Consider the following 22,731-nt stretch of genomic DNA (forward strand, 5'->3'; position numbering starts at 1 on the left):
CTTGATTTAAACGCTGTCGCGCCAGCGCAGCAGGTAAGCGCCGGCGCGGCTGGCGGCGTAGTTCATGGCGTAGCCCAGCACGCCGATCAGGGCGACGCAGACCAGTACCAGGTCCATGCGTGCACCGGCTTCGGCCATGAGCATGCTGTTGCCCAGGCCCGGTCCGGTGGCGAACAGCAGTTCGCTGGCGACAGCGGCTATCCACGCCACCGCCAGCGCTTGCGATACGCCGGACAAAATCGAAGGCATCGCTGCCGGCAACGCCAGTTTGAGAATGCGTGTGCGTGCCGACAGTTTCAGTACCTGTGCGACGTCGAGGTAGCGCCGCTCGACCTTGGCCGCGCCTTCGTAGGCGTGCAGCAGGCAAGGGTAGAATGCAGCGAGCTGCACCATGAACAGCCGCGCCGTTTCATCGCGCCCCAGCCACAGGCCGACCAGCGGAATCCACGCGAACAGCGGCACTTGCCGCAGCGCGTTGAACAGCGGTCCAAACAGCCAGTCTACCGGCCGGCACAGCGCCAGCAGCAAGCCAACGGCGATGCCGGCCAGCGCACCGCTGCTCCAGCCCAGCACCGCGCGGCGCAGGCTGGAGTGGACGGCGCCGGCCAGTTCGCCGCTATTCCACAGTTCGGCTGCGCCGGCGGCGATTTGCTGCAGTGACGGGAAGATGCTGGCATACAGCTCGCCACGTTGTGCCTGCCACTGCCACAGCACCAGCAGGGCGATCGGCAATACCCATCCTTTCCAACGTGCGCTCATCACGCTCTCCATCGCAGCAAGCGCTGCTCAATCAGTTGCAATAGCCGGTCCAGCGCGTAGCCGATGGTGGCGGTCAGGACGATGCACAGCAGGACCTGGTCCATGCGGAACATTTGCCGGCCAAACTCCATCAGTTGGCCGATGCCTTGCTCGGCGGCCAACTGCTCGGTTAGCACCAGCAGCATCCACGAGCGTGCCAGGCCGGTGCGCAGGCCGGTCAGCATGGCTGGTGTGGCAGCCGGCAGCACCAGGCTGCGCAGCAGTCGTAGCGGTGACAGTTTGTACAGCGTGCCAACCTCGAACCAGGCACGCGGCACGTCCTGCACGCCATCACGCACCGCCACCGCCACGGTGAAGAACACGCCCTTGGCGACGATCAGGATTTTCAGCGTTTCATCGACGCCGAACAGCAGGATGAAGGCAGGCACCAGCGCCACCGTCGGCAGGTGACGCAGTAGCTCGAACAGCGGCTGGCAGAAATCGCGCACATTGCGTGACAGCGCCAGTGCGATGCCGAAAGCGATGCCACCCGCTGCACCCGTGCCAAAGCCGATGGCGAGGCGCGACAGGCTCAGTTGCAGATGCTCTTGCAGCTCGCCGTTCTGCCACAGCTCGACGCCCGCTTGCAGCACGGCTTGCGGCGTCGGCAGCATTTGCACGGGAATCCAGCCAGATTGCGCCAGCGCTTCCCACGTGGCTAGCAATAGCAGTACCGGCAGTAGGCTGCGGCCCAGCGTCAACAGGCGGCGCAGCAGTTTGGCGGCCGTGCCTTGATGCCGCGCCCAGCAAAATAGCGTCACCAGCAGCAGCACCGGTATCCATGCTAAAAACACTTGCTGCAAACCGATCCACGCGCTGAGCGCGCTGCCCAGCATGGCGCCGCCGAAGGAACCGGCCATTGAGGCGGTGTTGAACAGGCTGGAAATTTTGCTTTTGGCGGCTGGATGGCGGCTCAATTGCTCCATGTTGACCAGGTGGATCAATGAGGCGCCAATGCCGAGCAGCACATCGCCTAGTGCGAATGAGGCAAAGCCATCCGCATAGGCCAGCACGGTCAGCCCAGTGATGGACAGCACCACACTGGCCGCATACTGGCGCGACACCGGCACGCCGTGCACCAGATAGCCGAGGCCCAGCAGCGCCGCCACGGCGGCCACGCCATCGATCATCAGCAGTTGCACGGCCTGCGCCTGGCTCAGATGAAGCACTTGCAGCGCAATCACCACAGTGAAGGCAGCATACGATGCGCGTGCGGCCGAGGCGACAAACTCAACGAGGCAGCTTTCCGCAATAGTCACGCTGGACAGCATGGCGCGGATTTCGCGCAGCGCGCCCGGCCCGGCGCCGCCAGAACCACCGGCCGCTTCATCTGGCAAAAACGTTTGCGCGAACAGCGCCATGCCGCCGAAGCTGACGGCGACCAGCACAAAGCTCCAGCCATAGCCCAGCGTACCGGACAGCGCATTGGCGACAAACGGTCCGCACAAGCCCATGCCGACCAGCAGCGCGGCGCGATACCAGCCCGCCTTGGCGACGCCGATGCGCTGCAATTCACCGAGGAAGGCGCTGTTCATCGACACCACGCGGAACGGGATGCACAAGCCGATCAGCAACTGGGTGAGGGCGATCCAGTACCACGCGCTGGTCAGCGGGATCAGCAGGTTCAGCAACAGCGGCCCAATACTGGCCAGCCCGTACACCGTACGCGCGCCAAAGCGGGCAATGAGGAAACCGGCCGGCAGCGTCAGCAGCGCCATGCCGAGCGACTCCATCGCCGAAATGACGCCGACCTGCGCCGCCGTGGCGCCTTGCTCCAGCGCGTACAGCGTAGTAACCAGCTTGGCCGTGCCGATGGTGGCGCCGCTGACGATGGCCAGCAGCACGAAGCGCACAATAAAGCGCGTGCTGTCGTTATTGAGGCGATGTTGCAGCACAGCGGTATTCACTTGGTCGCACCCGTCCAATAGCCTTCAAGCTTGAAGCGCTGCAGCGCCGATTGCACGAAGCGCGGCTCAAACGTGGAGACGATGTCCACCTCTGCCGGAATCAGGCGCGACTGCTTGGCATAGGCCGCAAGGTCGCGGTAATGGTCGGCCAGCGCCGGCGTGAACAGCGGTGAGGAGCGCTCCTTCCAGTCATTTGCTGTGGCGTCGTAGTCGCGGCGGATGGCGCTTTCCGGCAGGCCGGCGTTGGCGCCGAGACGGATCACTTCCTCCTTGTTGGTCGGATCCGACGACCAGCGCGCGTTTTTGACGAAGGCATCCACCACCAGCTGCGCCAATTCCGGATTGGCCTGCACGAAGGCCTGGTCGCCCCACAGTTCGGCGCGCATTTGCCAGCTACGCGGCGCAGCCTTGCTGTCCCAGACGATTTTGGCCAGGCCTTTATCGACCAGCAGCCACGCATCAGACAGTGTGAAGAACGCATCTACGCTGCCGGCACTGACGGCCGCCGCTCCGGCTTGCGGATTCAGGTTCACCACGCGCACGTCCGATAGCTGCATGCCGTTTGCCTGCAACAGTTTCACGAACGGGTATTCCCACGGCCGGCCACGCATCAAGGCCACGCGCTTGCCTTTCAGGTCCTTGATGCTGGTGACGGTCGATTTAGCCGGCACCACCAGATAGGTGTTGGAACTGGCCGACGGCACCAGCAATTTGGTCGGCACCTTGGCGGCATTGACGATTACCGAGGGCAGGTCGCCATACGCCGCAAAGTCAATGCTGCGGTTGGAGAATGCCTCATTGATTTGCGGGCCGACCGCAGCGGTCGACACCGGCACCCACGTCAGCTTGACGCCGCGCTTGGCCAGCTCGCGCTCCAGTTCCCCTTCGCGGTTGATGATGCCGACGCTGCCGGCGAAATTCCGCTTGCCGGCAGCGGTGTAGGACACCACGGCAATCCGCACTTCCTGCGGCGCGGCGCAGGCATAGGTGGCGGCAGTCAGCAGCAGGGCGGCAAACAGGCGTTGAATCAGGGACATGCTGGTTTCCTTCTTAGTTACTTTTCAAATACCGTGTAGTCGATCCAGTCCGGCACCGAGAAATCATGCGGCAGGAAGCCCCAGGCCAGCAGGAAGTCCTTGAACTGCGACAGCGCGCTGATGGCTTCCGGCGCCAGGCCGGTGTCCAGCCGCCGATGGACGTCATCGCGGTAGGCCAGGTGCAGCCAGGCGTGGGTGGAGCCGGTTTCCTGGCCGAGGAAGTCGAGCACTTCCAGTGGACGCTCGCGGCCCCAGTCGCCTACCGCACTGACGCGCTGCGTAAAACGCCGCACCAGGTCCGGACGGGCTTGCAGGAAGGCCGTATCCACGGTCAGCGGGCGCGGCGAGCCATTGTTGACGCGCACCTGCGGATCCGGATGGAAGCCGATATCGATCACCACACGAGCGCCGATCAGGTGCGCCGTCTCCAGCCCCAGCGAGCCTTTGGCGTAGATGGCATCGACCTCGCCGCGCAGCAGCGCGCCCACTTCTGCCGCATACAGCGAGCGGCTGGTCACGCTGGATGGGTTGGCAAAGTGCTCGCCCAGCGCGGCGCTGGCGGTGCGGCCTACATCGATGGCTGGCACCAGCACGGTTTCCACGTCGGCCGCGCCCAGTCCTTCGGTGGACAGCGCGCCGAGGAAGCCACGCAGCGCGGCAGCCCGGAAAATGTCAATGCGCTGGCCGGACCGGCTCGGCAAGCCGATGCGGCGGTCGCGCAGGTCGCGCACGGTGCGGATGCCGGATTGCGGCAGTGTCAGGATCAGCTGCGCTTCATCCAGCCAGGTCAGTCCGATCACGCTGGTTGCCGCACCTTGCGACTTGGCCCACAGCGCGGGAATGCTGCCGCCCTGACGGAACGAGTGGCGCAGGGTATGGTCGATATGCGACTCGCGCACGGCGGCGTTGCGGTCATCTTGTAGCGACGCCACCGGGATGCCGTCGGCGCCAAATTCCTGGTCCAGCCAGCCCAGATGGGCGGCGATGCCGAGCGGCGTCGGCACCGGGCAGCGGGTGTACCAGATGGCTTCGGGATTGTTGTTGGTGCTCATATCAGGTTCCCGTGCGTTGATGTTGTGCGGCGAGGGCGGCCAGCGGCGCCGGGTCGATCCAGTCATCCACGCTGAAATCCGCGTCGAGGAAGCCATGTCGCAGCAGGAAGTCCTTGAACGATTTCAGACCGGCGATGGCGCTGTCATCCAGATTGGTTTGCAGGCGCTGGTGCACGTTCTGGCCGTAGCCGTAGCGCACCCATTCGCTCGACGCGTCGGTCTCGCGGCCGATGTAGGCCACCGCTTCACGTGGATGTGCGGCAGCCCAGTGGCCGGCGGCCACCACCTGGCCGAGGAAGCGGGTCACCAGATCCGGGCGCTGCTCGATGAATGACGCGTCCACAGTCAGCGTGCGCGGCGTGCCGTTGCCGTTGCGGACCAGCGGTTCGGGATGCACGCCGAGATCGATCACCAACTGCGCCGCCAGCATGTGCAGCACCTGCGTCCCCAGCACGCCCTTGACGAAAATGGCGTCGACGTCGCCGCGCAGCAGCGCCGCCACTTCGCTTTCGTAATGATGGCGACGCTCGCCGCCAAACGGGCTTGGGTAATCTGGTGAAGTATCGAGGCGCGGTGCATCCTGCACGTCCACCAGCTCCACTTGCGACAGGCTGATGCCTTCCAGATCCAGCGCAGTCTCGAACGCCTTCAGCGCGGCGGCGCGCTTGAAGTCGATGCTGACCGCGTGGCGCGTCAGGCCGAGACGTCGACCGAGCAAATCGCGCGGCGTGCGGATGCCGCTGCCGGGCAGGGCGATAATGCCCTGGAATTCATCAGTCCACGATAGGCCGATCACGCGCGTATCTCGGCCTTTGGCGCGGGCCCAAATGGCGGGAATATTGCCGCCCTGGCGGAACGAGTGCGCGAGGTGGTGGTCGAAATGCGACTCGCGCACTTCCGCTTCCACGTTATCCTGCAGCGACTTGAGCGTGATGCCATCAGCAGCGAATTCGCGCGCCAGCCAGCCTTCCTGCACGGCGATGCCGAGCGGTGTCGGCACCGGGCAGCGGGTGTACCAGATCGTATCCATGTTCATGCTGCCTGTTTGGTGACGGCGCGGCGCGCGGCCTGCGGCACGAGCGGCAACACTTCTTCGCCGACGCGGTAGGCTTCTTCGAGGTGGCCGTTGCTGGCCAGGATAAAGCTGGAGACGCCGATGTCCACATACTCGGCCAGCCGTTCGGCTACCTGTTCATGGCTGCCGACCAGCACGCAGCCAGGGCCGCCGCGTATCGCTGACATGCCGGCCCACACATTCTGTCCGACCACCAGTTCGTCAAAGTTGGTGGCGCCGCCGCTGAGTTTTTGCTGACGCTGGGCGCCAACCGAATCGCTGGAAGGCGCACCCTTGGCGCTGCGGCGCGAGGCGAAGCCGAATTCACGGGTCGATTCGTCGACGGTGTCGTGCATGCGGCGCAGGTCGGCCCAGGCTTGCTCCTCGGTCTCGCGCGCCAGGATATCGATGCGCATGCCGAAGCGGATTTCGCGCTCCACGCCCTTGGCGTCAAAAGCGCGGCGGGTGGCTTCGATGACTTCGCGCTGCTTGGCCAGCGGTTCGCCCCAGGTCAGGTGAATGTCGGCGTGGCGGGAAGCCACCTGCATCGACGCATCGCTGGCGCCGGCCAGCCAGATGCGCGGTACGGCTTGCTGTACCAGCGGTTCCAACAGGCCGCCGCCTTGGACCTGATAGTGCTTGCCTTCATAATCGAACGGCGCACCGGCGTTGACGCCGCGTACCACATCGAGGAATTCGGAGGTGCGCGCGTAGCGTTCATCGTGGGCGCTGAAATCGCCGTAGCCACGCTGCGCCGATGGATCGCCGCCGGAAATCACGTTCCACTCAACCCGGCCGCGCGAAATGCGCTGCAGGCTGGCGGCCATCTGCGCCGCGTAGGCTGGCTGGATGAAGTGCGGTTGCAGCGCGATAAGCAGGCGCAGGCGGCGGGTTTCGCGCGCCAAGGCAGCGGCCACCATCCACGGTTCGTCGGTGAAACGGAAGATCGGAATCAGCGCGCCGTGGAAGCCGCTGATCTCGGCTGCGCGCGCCACTTGCGACAGGTAGTCGATGTAGCCGAAAGTATCGTCGTCGATGCGCGGAGCAACGCGCGTGCCGGTGGAATTGTTCCATTCGCCACGGGTGTGTTTGTCGTGGGCTTTGCGGCCATCGCCGTGCATGGGCAGGCGCCAGAAGAAATCGATGCTCATAGGTGTTCCTTGATAGTGTTGATCTTGTTAGTGCAGGTTTCGTGCCACGCTGGCAGCGCCGGCAGATGGCTGTCCGCCAGCGGCCGCTGGTGCTGTGGCACCAGCCTGTTGCCGGGGTGGTGCTCCAGCACCACTTGCAACGTCGAACTGGTGGCTAACCAGCAGGTGCAGCAAGGCGCGCGCGCCGACCGGCAAGGCGGCGTCATCCACCTTGAATTGCGGCGAATGGTTAGATCCGCCGGGCCCGGTGCCGAGGCCGAAGAAGAACGACGGCACGCTGCGCGAGTAGTAGGCAAAATCGTCCGCTGCATAGCTGCCGCTCGACATGGCGACCGGGCCAACTTGCTCCAGCACTGGCAATAGCTTCGCCACCAGCGTGGCGTTGTTGGCGCCGGCTGGATAGCCTTCTTCCCATTTGAATTCGGCCTTGGCGCCGGCGCTTTGCGCGATGGCGGTGGCGCTGCGCTCCATGCGGGCGATGGTGTCGGCGCGCTGTTCGGCGGCCGGCGTGCGCAGTGTGCCTTCCAGTAAAACGCTGTCCGGCAGGATGTTGGTGCGTACGCCGCCATTGATTTTTCCGATGGTGATGACCGGGGCCGGATTGCGGCCAAGGTCGGACTGGCGGCTCGGTATGGTCTGCCAGGCCAGCGCGATTTGCGCCGCCACGATCACCGGATCGACGCCATACCACGGCATGGCCGCGTGCGACTGTTTTCCTTGCACGGTGACGCGGAAGGTGTCGCTGGCGGCGGTGACGCGGTCGCGGCTGAGTGACAGCCCACCCACCGGACCGGGCCCCACGTGCAGGCCGAAGAATGCATCGGGCTTAGTCTTCAATAAGCCCTGTTTGAGCAGCAGGGCTGCACCGCCTTCCTCGCCATCAGGCGCGCCTTCCTCGGCTGGCTGGAACACGAAAGTCACCGTACCGGGCAGACTGGCGCGCGATTGCGCCAGCAATTTCGCCACGCCCAGTACGATGGCGACGTGGGCGTCATGGCCGCAAGCGTGCATGACGCCGACCTGCTTGCCCTCGTAGACTGCGGTGGCTGTGGAGGCGTACGGCAGGCCGGCGGGTTCGGTGACCGGTAACGCGTCCATTTCCGCGCGCAGCGCCACGTGCGGACCGGGCAGGCCGCCGCGCAGCGTGCCGATCACTGCCGTGTGGGCCAGCCCGGTCTGTACCTCCAGCCCGAATTCGCGCAAGGCTTGCGCCACCAGCGCGCTGGTGCGGAATTCGCGGTTGCCCAGTTCGGGATGCTGGTGGATGTCGTGCCGCCAGGCCGTCATTTCGGCGGCTTCTGACGGCAGGGCGGCGTCCAGCCGGGCCAGTAGGGCGTTGGCGTCCTGGCCGTGGGCGTTGGCCGCAGCCCATGCAGTCAACATGGTTGTCAGCAGCAGCTTGCGCATCGCTTAGAACTTCACCGAGGCAGTCACGCCGTAGCTGCGGCCGTCGCCGTACAGCTGCGGCGTGTTGCCGTAGGACGGGATCAGCGCCAGCTTCAGGTAGCTCTTGTCGCCGGCGTTGTGCACGAAGGCGGTGACATCGACCTTGCCGCCAGCCGGCGAGTAGGTAGCGTTGAAGTTCAGCAGCGAGTAGCCGTTTTGCCACAGCAGCGGATTAGTCTGGCGGGTGGCGCTGAAGTACTCGCGGCTGCGGTAGCTGACATCGCCGCGCAGCGTCAGCTGGTCTGCGCCCAGCGCCAGTTTGTAGTCGACGCCGGCGTTGGCAGTACGGCGCGGTGCGCGGGCAAACGAGTTGCCGACGGCAGTCGGCACGTTGGCAAATTGGTCGAAGCGGGTACGCAGCAGGCCGATGTTGGTGTAGAAACCGAATTGCTCGGTCGGCTGCACTTTCAGCTCCAGCTCCAGGCCTTGCGACTTGCCTTGGCCGGCGTTGGACAGCGTGGACACGGTGCCGCTGCCGGTCGAGGACGGCGCCAGCGCAAACACCTGGATATCCTTGTAATCGTAATGGAAGGCGGTAGCGTTGAAGATCACCGAACGGCGCAGCCATTCGCTCTTGTAGCCGGCTTCGTAGGAAGTCAGGTATTCCGGCGTGACGGTGCGGAAGGCCGCATTGCTCAGCGCCGCCGTGTTGTAGCCGCCGGAGCGGAAGCCGCGCGCCACGCGGCCGAACACACGTTGCGTCGGGCTGATGCGGTAGACCGGCGACAAGTCCCAGGTCGGCGCGCTCCAGGTGTCGGAGCGGTTCTGCGCGAGGTCATGCGAAAAGCCGCTGGTGCTTTGGTTCCACCATTGCGCCAGGTTGCTGAAAGCGACATTGCTGCCGGAGTAGCCGTCCAGCACCAGGTTTTTTTTCTCTTGCGTCCAGCGCAGGCCGGCCGTCAGGTCGAAGGCGTCCGAAACTTGATAGGTGGCGCTGCCGAACAGCGCGGCGCTGGTGGTGCGCTGCTGGAAGGTGTTGAGCTGGAACGCCGTGGCGGTGGTGCCGGGCAGGGTGCCGTCGGCTGCCGCCGAGCCCAGGTTTTCGCGGAACAAGTGCAGACCGGCGATCCAGCTCAGCTGCTGTTGCGGCGACGAGGTCAGGCGCAACTCTTGCGACCACTGGCCGCTGGCCAGCGTGCTGCGGCCGCGGTCCAGCTCCGCCGCCGTGTAGTCGCCGTCGCCAAACAGCGTGCGCTCGACGTGCTCGTAGGCCGTAATCGAGGTCAGGCCGACGCCGTTGCCGAGCTGCCAGTTGGCGGTGAGGTTGGCGCCCGCCGTTGCAATCTCATCCGAGTTGCGGGCGTTGAGGGCCACGCTGTGGTGGTCAACGCCGGCCACGGCCCATGGGTTGCCGCCGCCGTGGTACTGGCGGCCGTGCAAGTTCAGCAGCACTTCGTTGCCGGGCGCGGTCTGTAACAGCAACTGGGCGCGCACGGCGTCATCTTCGAAACCACCGAAGCGGCGGCCAGTGGCGCGGTTATTGATCTCGCTGTCGCCCTGTTCGTGATACAGCGAGATGCGGCCGGCCAGTTGCTCCGGCACGAGGGCGCCACCGCCTGCGGCTTCCACGATGTTGCTGTTGTTATTGCCGAAGCCGATCTTGGCGTAGCCGCCCGGCGTGAATTCAGGACGCTTGGACAGGATGTTGATCGCGCCGCCTATGGTGTTCTTGCCCCACAGCGTGCCTTGCGGACCGCGCAGCACTTCGATGCGGCCGACGTCGAACAGCGGCGTGCCTTGACCGAACACGCTGTTGATATAGACATCGTCGGCATAGAAGCCCACTGGCGACAGCGAGGTGGTGGATGGGTCGTTGCTGCCGACGCCGCGCAGGAACCAGCGCGGGCGCTCGCGGCCTTCGGTCGACTGGCCGGTGAAGTTGGGCACGTAGCGCGTGACGTCGTTGATGACGCGTAGCTCATCGTCCTTGATGGTGTCGGCGCTGAGGGCGGTCACTGCGACCGGCGCGGCCTGGATGCCTTGCGCGCGGCGCGTTGCGGTCACGGTGACCTGCTGCACTTCCGGTGCTTCGCCCGGTTCGGCTTCTGCAGCCTCTGCCTGGATCAGGCTCAAAGCCAACGCTACACTCAGTACGATTTTCTTTTTCTGTAAAGCCATTGTGCATCACTCCCAAAGTTTAGTCTGCCGTCGACGACGGTTCCACCTATCTTTTGCAATTGCTGTGCCAAAGATTTTTCTGATTAAAATCAATGGCTTGAAGATTGGCCGGTGATGGCGCACCACGCGGTTGGTGATGGACTGGTGCCATGCCACCAGTGCGATGTGCTGCTGCGGCTTTTTCGATGGCCCAAAACTTGCACAGATACCGCCATCTTTAATTTGAGAGCCGTCATGACGCACACGATTTCCTTCGCCCGTTCACCCGTTCCAACGCCGTTGGGCATAGCCGTTCATCTTGGCTGGCTCAGCGGCGAAAACTCGTCGGATGGGGTGGCGATCAAATCACTGCACGAGCTGCGGCCCGGCGAGCGCACGCACAGCGAATACACGCTGCGCAATTCGCTGCGCCAGGGCGGCAGCGTGCCAGCGATCTGGGCGCGCGCTGCAGGCGCGCCGACGCGGGTGATCGGTTTATCGTGGGTGGATGAGTCGCAGCTGCTGATTACGCGCCACGATTCCGGGATTAACAGCGTGCGCGACTTGCGCGGACGGCGCATCGGCCTGCCATCGCGGCCTTATGAGTTGATCGATATCTTCCGCGCCACCGCGCTGCGCGGGGTGCTGAATGTGCTGAAGTCGGAAGGCTTGCCGCTGGAGGCGGTGGAACTGGTCGACATCGAAGCGGCGCGCGTGCCGGTGGCCGATCCCGACCATTCGCCGGGAGCCGATGCGCGCGCGCTGGCGCCCATGCTGTGGAACGATTACGCGGCCGAATGCGCGGCGCTGTTGCGCGGCGAGGTCGACGCCGTCTACGTCAAAGGCGCGCAGGGACTGGAGGCGGCGCACCTGATCCGTGCCCGTACCATTATCGATATCGGCTTCCATCCCGATCCACTGCTGCGCAATAACAATGGCACGCCGCGCCCGTTGACCGTCAACGCTAACGTGCTCGACCAGCATCCGGAGCTGGTGGCGGGATTTCTGCACCTGGTAGCGCAAGCTGGTGACTGGGCGCGCACGCATCCGGAGGAAACGGTGAGCTACGTCAGCCAGGAAACTGCCTCGCCGGAAGCGTGGGTGCGGCTGGCGTATGGCGACCGCTTGCACCAGCATTTGGGGATCGACCTCAATCCGCAGTCGATCAATGCGCTGGCGATTTTCAAGGACTTCTTGCTGGAATGGGGTTTCCTGCAGCAGGACTTCGACGTGTGGGACTGGATCGACGCCACCCCCTACAAGCAGGTGACTTCGCGCATGCGTTAAAAGGTGCGCTGCGCAGTCTGGTGAATGCCGAACTGCGCGGTGCGGGCGCGCACGATGTTGCGGCTGAGATCGAGCAAGCGCGAGGTTTGCACCTGGTTGCCTTCGCAATACTCATAGGCCGTGCGGAACACGGTTTCTTCGATGTGTTGCCACAGGCCGGGCGGCGCTTGCTGGAATAATTCGAGCAGCGCCTGTTCCAGCGATGGCGCCGTGCCAGCGGGCGCAGTCGCCGCCACATGAGCCGCTGCGGCCGGCGCATCGGCTTCAGGCCGGCGCAAGGCGAGGGCGGAGAACTGCAGATCAGCCGCTTCCACGCGGCCGTTGCGGCACACCAGCATCGCATAGTGGATGACATTTTCCAGCTCGCGGATATTACCGGGCCAGGCGTGCGCCAGCATGCGCTGCTGAGCTGTCGGCGTCAGTTCCGGCGCTGCGATGCGTAGCCGTTTGGCGTACTGTTCGAGAAAATGGCGTGCCAGCGGCAGGATGTCGCCGGTCCGTTCGCGCAGCGGCGGCAAGGCCAGCCGGGCGACGTTGAGCCGGTAGTACAAATCTTCGCGGAAGCGTCCGGCTTGCACCGCCGCTTCCAGATTGACATTGGTAGCGGCCACCAGCCGCAGGTCGACCTTGCGCGGCTGGCGCGAGCCGACCCGTACCACTTCACGTTCCTGCAGTACGCGCAGCAGCTTGACCTGCGCCGATGGCGGCAAATCGCCCACCTCGTCCAGGAACAAGGTGCCGCCGTCGGCCGCCTCGAACCAGCCCGGTTTGCTGGTGGCGGCGCCGGTGAACGCGCCTTTCTCGTGGCCGAACAATTCGCTTTCGATCAGGGATTCGGACAAGGCGCCGCAATTGACGGCCACGAAGGGCTGCTGGCCGCGTCCGCTCAAGGTATGCAGCAGGCGCGCCACCAGCTCCTTGCCGGTGCCGCTCTCGCCGATGATCAGGGCAGTGGCGTCGCTCGGCGCCACCAGCCTTACCCGCTCCAGCAGCAGACGCGAACGGGGATCTTCGAACGTCAGCGCCTTGGCGCGGATCGAAATTGCGTGTTCGGCCGCCTCGGGCAGGGTGATCAGGGAATCGGTCATGGCAACGAGTCTAGCAGCGCTGTCATGCTTGGCGAACGACTAATTCTGCATATCCATATAGATTGCGGGACGGACGGCCACGACATACAATTGCGGCCGTTGGGTTTTTTATGCCCGTTTTCGAACAAGGAAAATAATGAGTCTGCCGCAATACGTTACGATCAATGGAACCGCGTATGCCTCGGAGAAGCTGAGCGCAGCCGCAAAAGAGCAAGCAGCAAACATTCAGGCGGTAGATGCCGAATTGGCGCGCCTGCAGCTGCAAATTGCCATCGCCCAGACTGCACGCAATGCTTACGGCGCCGCGCTGATCGAAGCAGTCAAAGGCAAGGGCGAAACCACTGCCGCTGCCGCCGAAAAGCCAAAGAAGCCACGTGCACCGCGCAAGCCTAAGGCTGCCGCCGAGGCCCAGTAGTCGCTGTACCCGGCCTGCGCAGCGGTGCGCAGGCTAGCCCGCCTTCTGCAATGCCGATATCTGCCGCGCTTGTTCGAATACGCTGCGCGCTGTCAGGTTGAAACCGGAAATCGGCATTTCGGCCGCCCGCAGCGCACCGACTACCCACGAATTACAGTTGTTGAACAGGCTGTAGTTGCCGGTGGCCTGATAGAAACGGTCGGGATTGTTCTCCTGCTTGCCCAGGTAAATAGGCTTCCCTCCGGCATCGGCAGCGATGCTGCGGTCGATATACTCCACCAGCTGTTGAAAGCCGCGCTCCGTAACGGCCAGCGCAACCACGTCATCGGCCTGTGCGCCCAGCGGCGGATTGGTGCTGCGGCCGCCCACCTGCAGCGCCGGGTAATCCGACGCCAACAAGGCCTTGACTGCCTTCGACCATGGCGGATGCTCGGTCACAAAATACTCGCCATCGCCCCATCCCACCAGCACATATTGGTGGTCGTGAAAGTCTGCCCCCAGCTTGGCGCTGCGGGCAAGGATGGCCGGGCCGTCAAACAACAGTGCCGTATGCCAGCCGTATTGCACCAGGTAGATGGTGTGAGGCTTGCTGCCCGACGGCAGGTCGGAGCGGGCTGGAACGCCGGCGCAGCCTGCCTGCAGGAGGACCAGCAGGAAAATGGTGATGCGTAGGAAGATCGATTTCATTCCGGCATTTTAACAAGCCTGGCTTGCATTTCGTAAGTAAAATAACATGTAAATATTACATCGAAAGTGTGCCAGAATAGGCGGCTGTAGCTTACCCAGCTGAGTGTGCCATGAACTCTTACAGTAACTTGCTGCTTGAAATGTATCGCTCCGCGCGGTCGTTTTCGACAGGTGAATTCCCCGATGTGGCGATGCAGCTGGTGCGCAGCGCGTTCGATTTTGATTCGGGCCGGCTGTTGAGCGCCAACATGGCCACCGGCGCGGCCGTGGTGCAGGATTGTGTGATGTACAACATTCCCGATTACAACGCGCTCGACTGGGAAAGCATCCAGCGCAAGGACCTGGCGGCGCACCGGGTGCTGGCCTGTCCGGGGACGCCGGTGTCGTTCAATTCGCCGACCTTGTTCTCCGGACCGGATAACTCCGTCGTGCGCGACTACGCCAACCGCTACGACCACCAGAACGGACTGGTAATGGTGCTGCACGACAGCGAGACCGGCTTCACCGATGGCTATTCCTTCTACCGGCGCGATCCCGACGCCCATTTCAGCCGCTACGACCAGCTGATGCTGAAAGCCGTGATGCCACACCTGCAGGATGCGATCAAGCTCAACCGCCAGCTGGACGTGCCAACAGCCGACACTTCGGCCCGTGGTGCGCTGCTGATCGCCCACATCGGCGGCATGGTGCAGCACTGCGGCGCGCAGGCGCGTCAGCTGATGGAGTCGGAATGGTCGCCGTGGCAGCAGGGATGCTTGCCGAGCTCGCTGCTGGAGGCGCTGCGTTCGCCGGGCTCGGCCGGTTACGCCGGCCGTCACATCACCATCCGCTACAGCCGCGTCAACGAGTTGCTGTTTTTGCGTATTGCACCGCGCTCGCCATTGGCCCGCCTCACCGCGCGCGAACTGGAGGTGGCCAGCCTGTACAGCCGTGGCGTGCCGATCAAGCTGCTGGCGACCCAGCTCTTCATCGCACCGTCCACGGCGCGCAACACCCTGCAGAAGATTTATCAAAAGCTCGGCCTGCACGACAAGGCGGCCCTGGCCAATCTGCTCAGCCAGTAAAGCCCCAGTTTTGTTTGTTGCTTTTTAACTACGACTGCTGCTATTGTAAAGGCTGACCTGTGCCGGGGTGCTGCCTATGTTTCGTTTCATGGAAGTCGTCGCGCGTTATCGCCGCTGGAGTGGTACGGCTGCGCTGCTGTGCGCCTTGGTAGCGGGCGCGCTGGCAGTGGCGCGGACCCGTGACGTGGCCGAGCGCGAACAGCAGCAGTTGCTGGAGATCGCTCTGCAGCGCCATGCTGTGGCCGCCATGTCGCTGACGCTGGACGGCAACCTGATGGGCGCGATTTCCCTGCTGGGTTTGATCTCGCCCGGCATCAAGCAGGAAAGCACCGGTCGCGCGCCGCCCAACACTGCCGCCGTGCAGGAGCTGCTCGGCAGCGTCGCCCGCGCCCACCAGGCGCAAGCCGTGTTCGTGGTTGACCGCGACGGCATGGTGACATCTTCCTGGGACGACAGCGGCAAACCCTCCACCGGCTTGTCGGTCCCGTTCCGCCCTTACTTCCAGATGGCCATGCGCGGCAGCGACAATGTGTATGCCGCCATCAGCCTGTCGCGCGGCGAGCGCACCCTGTATTTCTCGGCGCCGGTGTATGCCGGCCTGTCACGCGTGGGCGCGCCGGTCGGTGCGGTGGTGGCGCGTACCGGCATGGACAAGGTCAACCGCCTGCTGGGTTCGGTGCGCGGCACGGCGCTGCTGCTGTCGCCGCAGGGCGTGGTGTTTGCCAGCAACGACAAGCAATGGCTGGGACAGCTTGCCGGCCCGGTGACGCCGGAGCGCATCGCCGCCATCCGCGCCTTGCGCCAGTTCGGCGAACTGTTTGAAACGCGCGTGCCGCGCGGTCTGCCGTTCGACATCGGCGCCGGCCGCATACGCATCAACGGCCGGCGTTACGCCACGGCCGCCGCCGCCGTCAACTGGAACGATCCGGCCGGGCAATGGCAACTGGTGCTGCTGGATGATTTGAGCACAGTGGTGGCGCCGCTGCGGCTGGTGCGCAACGGCGTGCTGGCCGGCGGCGTGACGCTGCTGCTCTGCCTGCTGCTATTGCGCTTGTTGCGCATGCGGCTGGCGCAGCGTGAGGCTACCTGCAAGCTGGAACAGATGGTGCGCGAGCAGGCGCTGCAAGCCGAACGCCAGATGCAGCTGGCGCGTGCTGCGCTGCGCATGCAGCAGACCGAGGGAGCCGCTGCCGTGGTGGCCGTCTTTCTCGACGAATGCCATGGCCTGTTTGGCGCTTTGCAAGGCGTGGTCTACACGGCCGATAGCGAGGACGGCCCGTTGCGGCTGGCCGGTTCCTACGCCGCCGTCGAGCCGCCGGCCGTGATCGCATTCGGCGAGGGCTTGCTGGGCCAGTGCGCCCGCGAGCGGCTGCCGCGCCGGGTCGATAGCGGCGGCGCGCCGTGGATTATCCAGTCCGGCCTGGGGCAGTCGGCGCCGGCAACTTTGCTGTTGGTGCCGGTGCTGTTGCAGGCGCGCTTACTGGGCGTGGCCGAACTGGCCTTGCCGGAACCGGCGCCGCCGCAGGTGCAGGCGCATTGCATGGAACTGGCCGGGCTGCTGGCGATTAACCTGGGCTTCCGGCGCCGCAGCGCCGCGAATGAGGAGACAGCGTGCGACGTTTGCTGAGAAAACTGGAAACCCTGCATCTCGGGCTCAAGCTGGCGCTGGGCTTTGGCGGCAGTTTGCTGATCAGTCTGGGCTTCGGCCTGCACTACATCAACACCCATGCACGGGTCAGCACCGAGATACTGGACAGCTACCGCAACGATTTGCTCGGCATTTCGGACGCCAAGGATACCCTGATCCATTTCTCCCAGCGCGGCCGCGCGCTGCGCCAGGCCATCATCGCCAAGGACCAGACGGGCCGCGAGCGGGCGCTGGGCCTGGTGGCCGATGCGCACAGCAAGCTCAACACCGCACTGCAAGAGCTGCGCCCGCGCATCGTGCGCGAAGAAAACCGCAAGAACCTGGCCGACTTTGAAGCCGCCTACGCGCTTTACCTCGAACGCATGAACGAGGTGCTGGCCCTGCTGCGCGCCGGCAAGGTGGAGGCGGCGCGCGCCGTGGTGTCGGAGGAGGAGTTCCAGAACTATGGCATCCGCGCCAACGATGCGCTGAACCGCATCGCCGAACTAAAGGAAATCAGCGCCGGCAAGCAGATCGACGCCATGCAGGCGCTGGCGCGCGATGAAACGCGGCTGACCTATCTGGTGCTGGTATTGAGCTTGAGCCTGGGCATATTTTTCAGCACGCTGGTGGCGCGCTCGGTGCGCATGCCGTCCAGCCGCTTGCGCAAGGCGGTGGAAAATCTCGCCGACGGCAACCTTGGACACCAGCTGCCGCTGACCGACTATCCCAACGAGATCGGCCAGCTGGCGCGCGCGGTGCAGGTGCTGCAAACGGAAGCGATGAAGGTGGAGGCGCAGCGCTGGATCAAGGCCAATGTGGCGGCGCTGTCGAACGAGCTGCAATCGGCCGCCGGCGCGGTGGAACTGGCGGAGCGTGTGCTGGCGGTACTGGCGCCGCTGCTGCAAGTGGGGCATGGTGCGGTTTATTTGTGCCGCGATGATGGACTCGATTTCCTCGCCGGTTACGCTTTCCGCAGCGGCGCCGAGGGCAAGCGGCGCTTCGCGTTTGGCGAGGGACTGGTGGGACAGTGCGCGCGCGATGGTCAGCCGATTGTGTTTCGCCAGCCGCCGGCCGACTACCTGCGCATCGGCTCCGCGCTGGGCGAGCGCACCCCGGCCGCCATTGTTATCGTGCCGGTGCAGCGTAATGAGCGCATGCTGGCGGTGATCGAGCTGGCGACGCTGGCGCCGTACGACGAGCGCGCGCAGGCGCTACTGGAGGGCGCCTTGCCGGTAATCGCCATGAATCTGGAAATCTGCGAGCGTAACCTGCACACCGCCGCGCTGCTGGAGGAAGTCCGGCGCGCCAACTACCTGACCGACGTGGCGCTGGAGCTGACCGACAGCGGCTACTGGGTGGTCGACTACAGCGATCCCGATTACTACTTCCAGTCCGAACGGGCGGCGCGCTTGCTGGGGGAAGCGGTCAAGCCGGATGGCCGTTACCACTTGCAGGACGAATGGTTTGCGCGCCTGCTGGACGCCGATGGCGAAATGGCGCAGCAGACCGCCGAGCGCTATGAGGGCGCCATCGATGGACGCTACGATATGTACGACGCTGTGTATGCCTACCGGCGTCCGCTCGACGGCCGCGTGATCTGGCTGCACGCGCTGGGCAAGGTGGAGCGCGATGCTGACAGCGGCGCGGTGCGCTTCATGTACGGCGTGTACCAGGACATCACGGCGCAGAAGGCTGCCGCGGACGAGCTGCGCGTGACGCGCGAGCAGGCGCTGGCCGCGACCCGCGCCAAGAGCGACTTCCTGGCCAATATGAGCCACGAAATCCGCACGCCGATGAATGCCATCATCGGCATGTCGCACCTCGCGCTGCAGACCGGTCTCGATAACCGGCAGCGCAACTATATCGAGAAGGTGCATCGCGCTGGCGAGAACCTGCTGGGTGTCATCAACGATATCCTCGACTTCTCCAAGATCGAAGCGGGCAAGATGACGGTGGAGCGGGTCGACTTCGATCTGGGCGACGTGATGGACAACCTGGCCAACCTGATCGCCATGAAGGCCGAGGACAAGGGACTGGAACTGCTGTTCCAGATCGATCCGGCGGCGCCGACCGGTTTGATCGGCGATTCGCTGCGCATCGGCCAGGTGCTGGTCAACCTGGGTAACAACGCGGTCAAGTTCACCGAACGTGGCGAGATTGTGGTGGGGGTGGAGCAGGGCGCGGTGGACGAAAATGGCGTGCAGCTGCACTTCTGGATACGCGACACCGGCATCGGCTTGAGCGAGGAGCAGTTGGGCAAACTATTCCAATCCTTCAGCCAGGCCGACGAATCGACCACGCGCAAATACGGCGGCACCGGCCTTGGGCTGGTGATCTGCAAAAACCTGGTGGCGCTGATGGACGGCGACATCTGGGTGGAGAGCACGCCGGGAGTTGGCACCACCTTCCACTTCACTGCACGTTTCGGCCTGCAGCAGGAGGCCAGGCCGCGCCGCATGTTCCGGGCCGACGAGCTGGCGGGCGTGCGCGTGCTGGTGGTGGACGACAATGCCTCGGCGCGCGAGATCCTGTCGACCATGGCCCGCACCTTCGGGCTGGAAGTGGACGTGGCCTCCAACGGCCAGCAGGCGCTGGACATGGTGGCGCAAGCGGGCGTGCGCCAACTGTCTTACGATGCGATCCTGATGGACTGGAAGATGCCGGGACTGGACGGCATTGAAACCGTCTGCCGCCTGCGCGATGCCGGGCTGGCGCGTTTGCCGGCGGTGATCATGGTTACCGCCTACGGCCGTGAGGAAGCCATGAGCAGCGCCGCCGGACGCGGGGTGGACATGCATTCGGTGCTGACCAAGCCGGTAACGCCGTCCACGCTGCTGGAAGCGGTGGGCGTGGCACTGGGGCGTGGCGTAATCGTGGAAACGCGCGCGGTCGGCAAACAGCAGCAGCATAGCGAGGCGATGGCGCAGCTGAACGGCGCGCGCCTGCTGCTGGTGGAGGACAATGAGATGAACCAGGAACTGGCGACGGACTTGCTCAGCAGAGCAGGCATTGAGGTGGTGCTGGCCAATCACGGCCAGGAGGCGCTCGACGTGCTAGCGCGCGATCGCAATTTCGACGGGGTGCTGATGGACTGCCAGATGCCGGTGATGGACGGCTATGAAGCTTCACGCGCGCTGCGCGCCCAGCCGATATGGGACGGATTGCCCATCATCGCCATGACCGCCAATGCGATGGCGGGCGACCGCGAGAAGGTGCTGGCGGCCGGTATGCAGGACCATATCGCCAAGCCGATTAACGTTGGTGAAATGTTCGGCACACTGGCGCGCTGGATCAAGCCTCAGCATGGCACGCGCAGCGAGCCCGCGGCGGCATCCCCAGCGCCGGCCGCCGCCGGCGCTGGCGCTGGCGGAGTGCCGACAGTGCCACCATTGTCGCCGTTGCCATCATTGCCCGGCATCGACATCGAGGCCGGTATGGCGACTGCCATGCACAACGATGCGCTGTACCGCCGCCTGCTGCTCAAGTTCCTGCACGGGCAATCGAACTTCGCGGCCGATTTCCACGCGGCGCAGCTGGATCCCGACCGCACCGCAGCCACGCGCACCGTGCACACGCTGAAAGGCATGGCCGGTAATATCGGCGCCAAGCGCGTGCAGGCAGCGGCGCAACGGCTGGAAACGGCGAGTGCAGGATCGGCCGCCGGCGATCAGCTGGAACTGCTGCTGCAAGAGGTGCTGGATGAATTGCGGCCAGTGATCGCGGCCCTGCAAACGCTGGAGGGCGGCACTCCGGTCGCGCAGGCTACATCAGCGGTACCAGCTGCACCGGTGCCGGCATTCGACCAGCAATCCTTGCAAGCGCAGGCTGCGCGTTTGCGCGAGCTGCTGGCGGGCAGCGACACCGAGGCATTGGAACTGTGGGACCGGCATGCCGACTTGTTCAAGGCCGCATGGCCGCATCATCACCGCCGCATCGGCAATGGACTGGCCGAGATGGACCTGGACGCCGCGCTGGCCACGCTTGACGAAGCGCTGGACGCTACTGCGCTTTCAACTCGCTCCAGTTGAAGCGCACGCCGTCGCTGCCGTCCGGGATAGGTCCCGGACTGTCGGCGATCAGCGCACCGGTTTGCGGGTGAATGCGCAGGTAGAAATTGGTCTGCAATGACATCAGCAGCAGTTCACCAGTCGGCGTCTCCGTCCACTGGAAGCTTTGCGCAATCCCGGGCCGTGCGGCTTGCAGTGCTGCGCTGCCATCCGGCCCCACGCTCAGGTAGCTGCCACCCGCTTGCAGCGCCACGCGGCCCAAGCCCATATCACGCACCGTAAAATTGAGTGGCTGCGCTGGCGCGCGTCCCACGGCGGCTTTCAGCTGGATCGACTGCTCGTACGGAATGGGCCGCATCAGCCCACGCGGGTAAGGCTGGTCGACGGCAAAGCTATTGAAGTCCGCCGCGCCGCCATTCTGCTGGCCGGTGTTGTAGTTGAACAGTGCATACCGCACGCCCTGGAAGGTGGTCAGCTGGAAGATCATGGTGAACTCTTGTCCGATGGGGCGGAAGGTCTCGCCGTCGGTGGAGTAACTGAAGCGTGCTTTCTCGGTCAGGAAATCGCACTCAGCGCGCAGCCATAATTTGGTTGCGGTGATCGGCACGCGCGTGGCCTGGTTGCGCGCCTGATCGAATAGCGCCAATGCCAGCTTGCCGTCCTTGCGTTCCACGCCGAGCGTCGCATAGGGCAGGTTAAGCAGGGCCAGGCCGGCAACGTCGTTTTCCAGCAAGCCCACCACGTCCAAGGACACTGTCGGCGACGAGATCGGACCGATGGCGCGCTGCGTCAGCGTATTGCGCGCCTCCCAGAACGAGGCGGCAGGCATGGAGCGCAGGCGCAGGAAGCCGGGGCGCTCGCTAAGCGACCAGCGATCCTCCACCGGCACGTGGTTCCATTGCCAGATCGGCTTGAGCACCGGCTCGGAAAAATCATCATTGCGCTCAAACGGCGTCTTGATTTGCTGCCGCTCCGCCGTGCGCGGCTTGACCCATGTGCGTGGATTGCGGCCCGGATTGCCGGGCAGGCCAAAATACGGCCAGCCGTCCTTCCACGTAATCGGCGCGAGGCTGAGCAGACGGCCGACCGAGTTATAGTCCATCATCGAAAAGCCCCACCATTCGCCGGCCTCGGTCAGCACAATACCGCCTTGATGCATGGCGGTGGCGTCGCGCGAGGCTGGATTGGGCGGCGTCACTTCAAACGGATACTGGTTGTTCTTCAAGCGGTAGCCGCCCACCATGCCGAAACCTTCATCCTTGCTGATGGCCTGATTGACTTCATACGGGCCGTAGACGTTATCCGAACGCGCTGCCGGCATGCGGAAGCCGCCAGCATAGTTCGCGCTCAGGATGTAATACCGGCCGCCGATTTTATAGAAGTGCGCGCCTTCACCGATGCCGTCGGTTTTCGCGAACAGCACTTTCTCGGTACTGGGCACGATGTCCAGCAGGTCATCGGTCAGCTGTGCGATGTGCAGGTCCTGATGGCCCCAGACGGCATACGCCTTGTTGTCGTCATCGAACAGCACCGACAAATCGTGCAAGCTGCGCTTCATCTCCCAATGCACCCACGGCCCACGCGGATTGATGGCGGAGTAAATCTGCGTGCCGCGCCCATTCACATTGGTGAAGATGTAGAACACGCCGTTGCGGTAGCGCAGGCTGGGCGCCCAGATGCCTTGGCCGTAAATGTTCTTGCCGCCTTCCAGCCGGTACGCTGGTCCAAAATCCAGCCGCTCGGCGGCGTAGCTGAGGAGCTCCCAGTTGACCAGGTCCCGGGAGCGCAGCACCGGCAGGCCAGGCATGGCATGCATGGTGGTACCGGTGAGGTAGAACCAGTCATTCACCCGGATCAGATCCGGATCGGAGAATTCATCGTAGAACAGCGGATTGGTGAAAGTGCCGTTGCCGTTATCGGGCGTCCAGGTGCGCGAGGGCTGCGCGTGCGCCGGTGCGGCCAGCAGCGCAGCGGTCAGTATCAACAGGGATGCTTTGAACATCATCTCTCT

At 64.4% G+C, this 22,731-nt stretch carries 17 protein-coding genes; 5 read left to right on the forward strand and 12 right to left on the reverse strand.

Annotated features, from left to right (window positions below; translation table 11 throughout):
• Positions 1 to 6: 6 nt before the first annotated feature.
• The 9 genes from GTP46_RS08615 to GTP46_RS08660 are packed head-to-tail and all read right to left on the reverse strand — an operon-like array spanning position 7 to position 10,806.
• Positions 7 to 759, reverse strand: a complete 753-nt coding sequence (locus GTP46_RS08615; protein WP_161006199.1) for an ABC transporter permease — start codon at positions 757 to 759, stop codon at positions 7 to 9.
• On the reverse strand, positions 759 to 2,705 hold the full coding sequence (locus GTP46_RS29425) for an MFS transporter (protein WP_202414190.1): 1,947 nt from the start codon (positions 2,703 to 2,705) through the stop codon (positions 759 to 761). Before GTP46_RS29425 ends, GTP46_RS08615 begins: the two co-directional genes overlap by 1 nt.
• Entirely contained in the window at positions 2,702 to 3,742 is a 1,041-nt protein-coding gene (locus GTP46_RS08630; RefSeq protein WP_161006200.1) for an ABC transporter substrate-binding protein, read from the reverse strand. The genes GTP46_RS29425 and GTP46_RS08630 overlap by 4 nt, the downstream gene beginning before the upstream one ends.
• 17 nt (positions 3,743 to 3,759) lie before the next feature.
• Positions 3,760 to 4,794, reverse strand: a complete 1,035-nt coding sequence (locus tag GTP46_RS08635) for an ABC transporter substrate-binding protein (protein ID WP_161006201.1) — start codon at positions 4,792 to 4,794, stop codon at positions 3,760 to 3,762.
• Between the two features lies 1 nt (position 4,795).
• Entirely contained in the window at positions 4,796 to 5,824 is a 1,029-nt protein-coding gene (locus GTP46_RS08640; RefSeq protein ID WP_229258850.1) for an ABC transporter substrate-binding protein, read from the reverse strand.
• A gap of 2 nt (positions 5,825 to 5,826) precedes the next feature.
• A complete protein-coding gene (locus GTP46_RS08645; protein WP_161006203.1) occupies positions 5,827 to 6,999 on the reverse strand; it encodes an LLM class flavin-dependent oxidoreductase in 1,173 nt (390 codons plus the stop codon).
• 27 nt (positions 7,000 to 7,026) lie between these two features.
• Positions 7,027 to 8,406: an amidohydrolase gene (locus GTP46_RS08650; protein ID WP_161006204.1), complete on the reverse strand. Its 1,380-nt coding sequence runs from the start codon at positions 8,404 to 8,406 to the stop codon at positions 7,027 to 7,029.
• A gap of 3 nt (positions 8,407 to 8,409) precedes the next feature.
• Complete coding sequence (locus GTP46_RS08655) at positions 8,410 to 10,563, reverse strand: TonB-dependent receptor (protein ID WP_161006205.1); 2,154 nt, start codon at positions 10,561 to 10,563, stop codon at positions 8,410 to 8,412.
• Between the two features lie 6 nt (positions 10,564 to 10,569).
• Complete coding sequence (locus GTP46_RS08660) at positions 10,570 to 10,806, reverse strand: hypothetical protein (RefSeq protein ID WP_161006206.1); 237 nt, start codon at positions 10,804 to 10,806, stop codon at positions 10,570 to 10,572.
• On the opposite strand from GTP46_RS08660, the gene GTP46_RS08665 reads away from it, so the two are divergent.
• Positions 10,798 to 11,829 carry an ABC transporter substrate-binding protein gene (locus GTP46_RS08665; RefSeq protein WP_161006207.1) on the forward strand — a complete coding sequence of 344 codons (1,032 nt, stop codon included), beginning with the start codon at positions 10,798 to 10,800 and terminating at the stop codon, positions 11,827 to 11,829. The two genes, GTP46_RS08660 and GTP46_RS08665, sit on opposite strands and share 9 nt — an antisense overlap.
• Here the strand turns inward: GTP46_RS08665 and GTP46_RS08670 are convergent.
• Positions 11,826 to 12,917, reverse strand: a complete 1,092-nt coding sequence (locus tag GTP46_RS08670) for a sigma-54 interaction domain-containing protein (RefSeq protein ID WP_161006208.1) — start codon at positions 12,915 to 12,917, stop codon at positions 11,826 to 11,828. The two genes, GTP46_RS08665 and GTP46_RS08670, sit on opposite strands and share 4 nt — an antisense overlap.
• 136 nt (positions 12,918 to 13,053) lie before the next feature.
• Between GTP46_RS08670 and GTP46_RS08675 the strand changes: the two genes are divergently transcribed.
• Positions 13,054 to 13,332 (forward strand): DUF6447 family protein, encoded by a 279-nt coding sequence (locus tag GTP46_RS08675; RefSeq protein WP_202414191.1) that lies wholly within the window; start codon positions 13,054 to 13,056, stop codon positions 13,330 to 13,332.
• A 33-nt stretch (positions 13,333 to 13,365) separates the two neighbouring features.
• Here the strand turns inward: GTP46_RS08675 and GTP46_RS08680 are convergent, their stop codons facing one another.
• A complete protein-coding gene (locus tag GTP46_RS08680; protein ID WP_161006209.1) occupies positions 13,366 to 14,019 on the reverse strand; it encodes a DUF2459 domain-containing protein in 654 nt (217 codons plus the stop codon).
• Between the two features lie 110 nt (positions 14,020 to 14,129).
• Between GTP46_RS08680 and GTP46_RS08685 the strand changes: the two genes are divergently transcribed.
• The 3 genes from GTP46_RS08685 to GTP46_RS08695 all read left to right on the forward strand — a co-directional run bounded on the left by GTP46_RS08685 (position 14,130) and on the right by GTP46_RS08695 (position 20,741).
• On the forward strand, positions 14,130 to 15,083 hold the full coding sequence (locus tag GTP46_RS08685) for a helix-turn-helix transcriptional regulator (protein ID WP_161006210.1): 954 nt from the start codon (positions 14,130 to 14,132) through the stop codon (positions 15,081 to 15,083).
• A gap of 76 nt (positions 15,084 to 15,159) precedes the next feature.
• Positions 15,160 to 16,710, forward strand: a complete 1,551-nt coding sequence (locus GTP46_RS08690; RefSeq protein ID WP_161006211.1) for a cache domain-containing protein — start codon at positions 15,160 to 15,162, stop codon at positions 16,708 to 16,710.
• Positions 16,695 to 20,741, forward strand: coding sequence for a response regulator (locus GTP46_RS08695; protein ID WP_161006212.1), 4,047 nt, complete (start codon positions 16,695 to 16,697; stop codon positions 20,739 to 20,741). The genes GTP46_RS08690 and GTP46_RS08695 overlap by 16 nt, the downstream gene beginning before the upstream one ends.
• On the opposite strand, the gene GTP46_RS08700 is transcribed toward GTP46_RS08695, so the two are convergent.
• The gene (locus GTP46_RS08700; RefSeq protein ID WP_161006213.1) at positions 20,713 to 22,725 is read right to left on the reverse strand and encodes a glycoside hydrolase family 43 protein; all 2,013 of its coding nucleotides are present in this window, start codon (positions 22,723 to 22,725) and stop codon (positions 20,713 to 20,715) included. The genes GTP46_RS08695 and GTP46_RS08700 overlap by 29 nt on opposite strands.
• Positions 22,726 to 22,731 lie beyond the last annotated feature (6 nt).

The sequence above is a fragment of the Duganella flavida genome, assembly GCF_009857445.1.
In the GTDB taxonomy this organism is placed as follows: Bacteria; Pseudomonadota; Gammaproteobacteria; order Burkholderiales; family Burkholderiaceae_D; genus Rugamonas; species Rugamonas flavida.

Bases quoted from the DNA above. Each gene is read 5' to 3' on its own strand.
- GTP46_RS08615 (WP_161006199.1), bottom strand. From the start codon at position 759: ATGAGCGCACGTTGGAAAGGATGGGTATTGCCGATCGCCCTGCTGGTG.
- GTP46_RS08630 (WP_161006200.1), bottom strand. From the start codon at position 3,742: ATGTCCCTGATTCAACGCCTGTTTGCCGCCCTGCTGCTGACTGCCGCC.
- GTP46_RS08635 (WP_161006201.1), bottom strand. From the start codon at position 4,794: ATGAGCACCAACAACAATCCCGAAGCCATCTGGTACACCCGCTGCCCG.
- GTP46_RS08640 (WP_229258850.1), bottom strand. From the start codon at position 5,824: ATGGATACGATCTGGTACACCCGCTGCCCGGTGCCGACACCGCTCGGC.
- GTP46_RS08645 (WP_161006203.1), bottom strand. From the start codon at position 6,999: ATGAGCATCGATTTCTTCTGGCGCCTGCCCATGCACGGCGATGGCCGC.
- GTP46_RS08650 (WP_161006204.1), bottom strand. From the start codon at position 8,406: ATGCGCAAGCTGCTGCTGACAACCATGTTGACTGCATGGGCTGCGGCC.
- GTP46_RS08655 (WP_161006205.1), bottom strand. From the start codon at position 10,563: ATGGCTTTACAGAAAAAGAAAATCGTACTGAGTGTAGCGTTGGCTTTG.
- GTP46_RS08665 (WP_161006207.1), top strand. From the start codon at position 10,798: ATGACGCACACGATTTCCTTCGCCCGTTCACCCGTTCCAACGCCGTTG.
- GTP46_RS08670 (WP_161006208.1), bottom strand. From the start codon at position 12,917: ATGACCGATTCCCTGATCACCCTGCCCGAGGCGGCCGAACACGCAATT.
- GTP46_RS08675 (WP_202414191.1), top strand. From the start codon at position 13,054: ATGAGTCTGCCGCAATACGTTACGATCAATGGAACCGCGTATGCCTCG.
- GTP46_RS08680 (WP_161006209.1), bottom strand. From the start codon at position 14,019: ATGAAATCGATCTTCCTACGCATCACCATTTTCCTGCTGGTCCTCCTG.
- GTP46_RS08685 (WP_161006210.1), top strand. From the start codon at position 14,130: ATGAACTCTTACAGTAACTTGCTGCTTGAAATGTATCGCTCCGCGCGG.
- GTP46_RS08690 (WP_161006211.1), top strand. From the start codon at position 15,160: ATGTTTCGTTTCATGGAAGTCGTCGCGCGTTATCGCCGCTGGAGTGGT.
- GTP46_RS08700 (WP_161006213.1), bottom strand. From the start codon at position 22,725: ATGATGTTCAAAGCATCCCTGTTGATACTGACCGCTGCGCTGCTGGCC.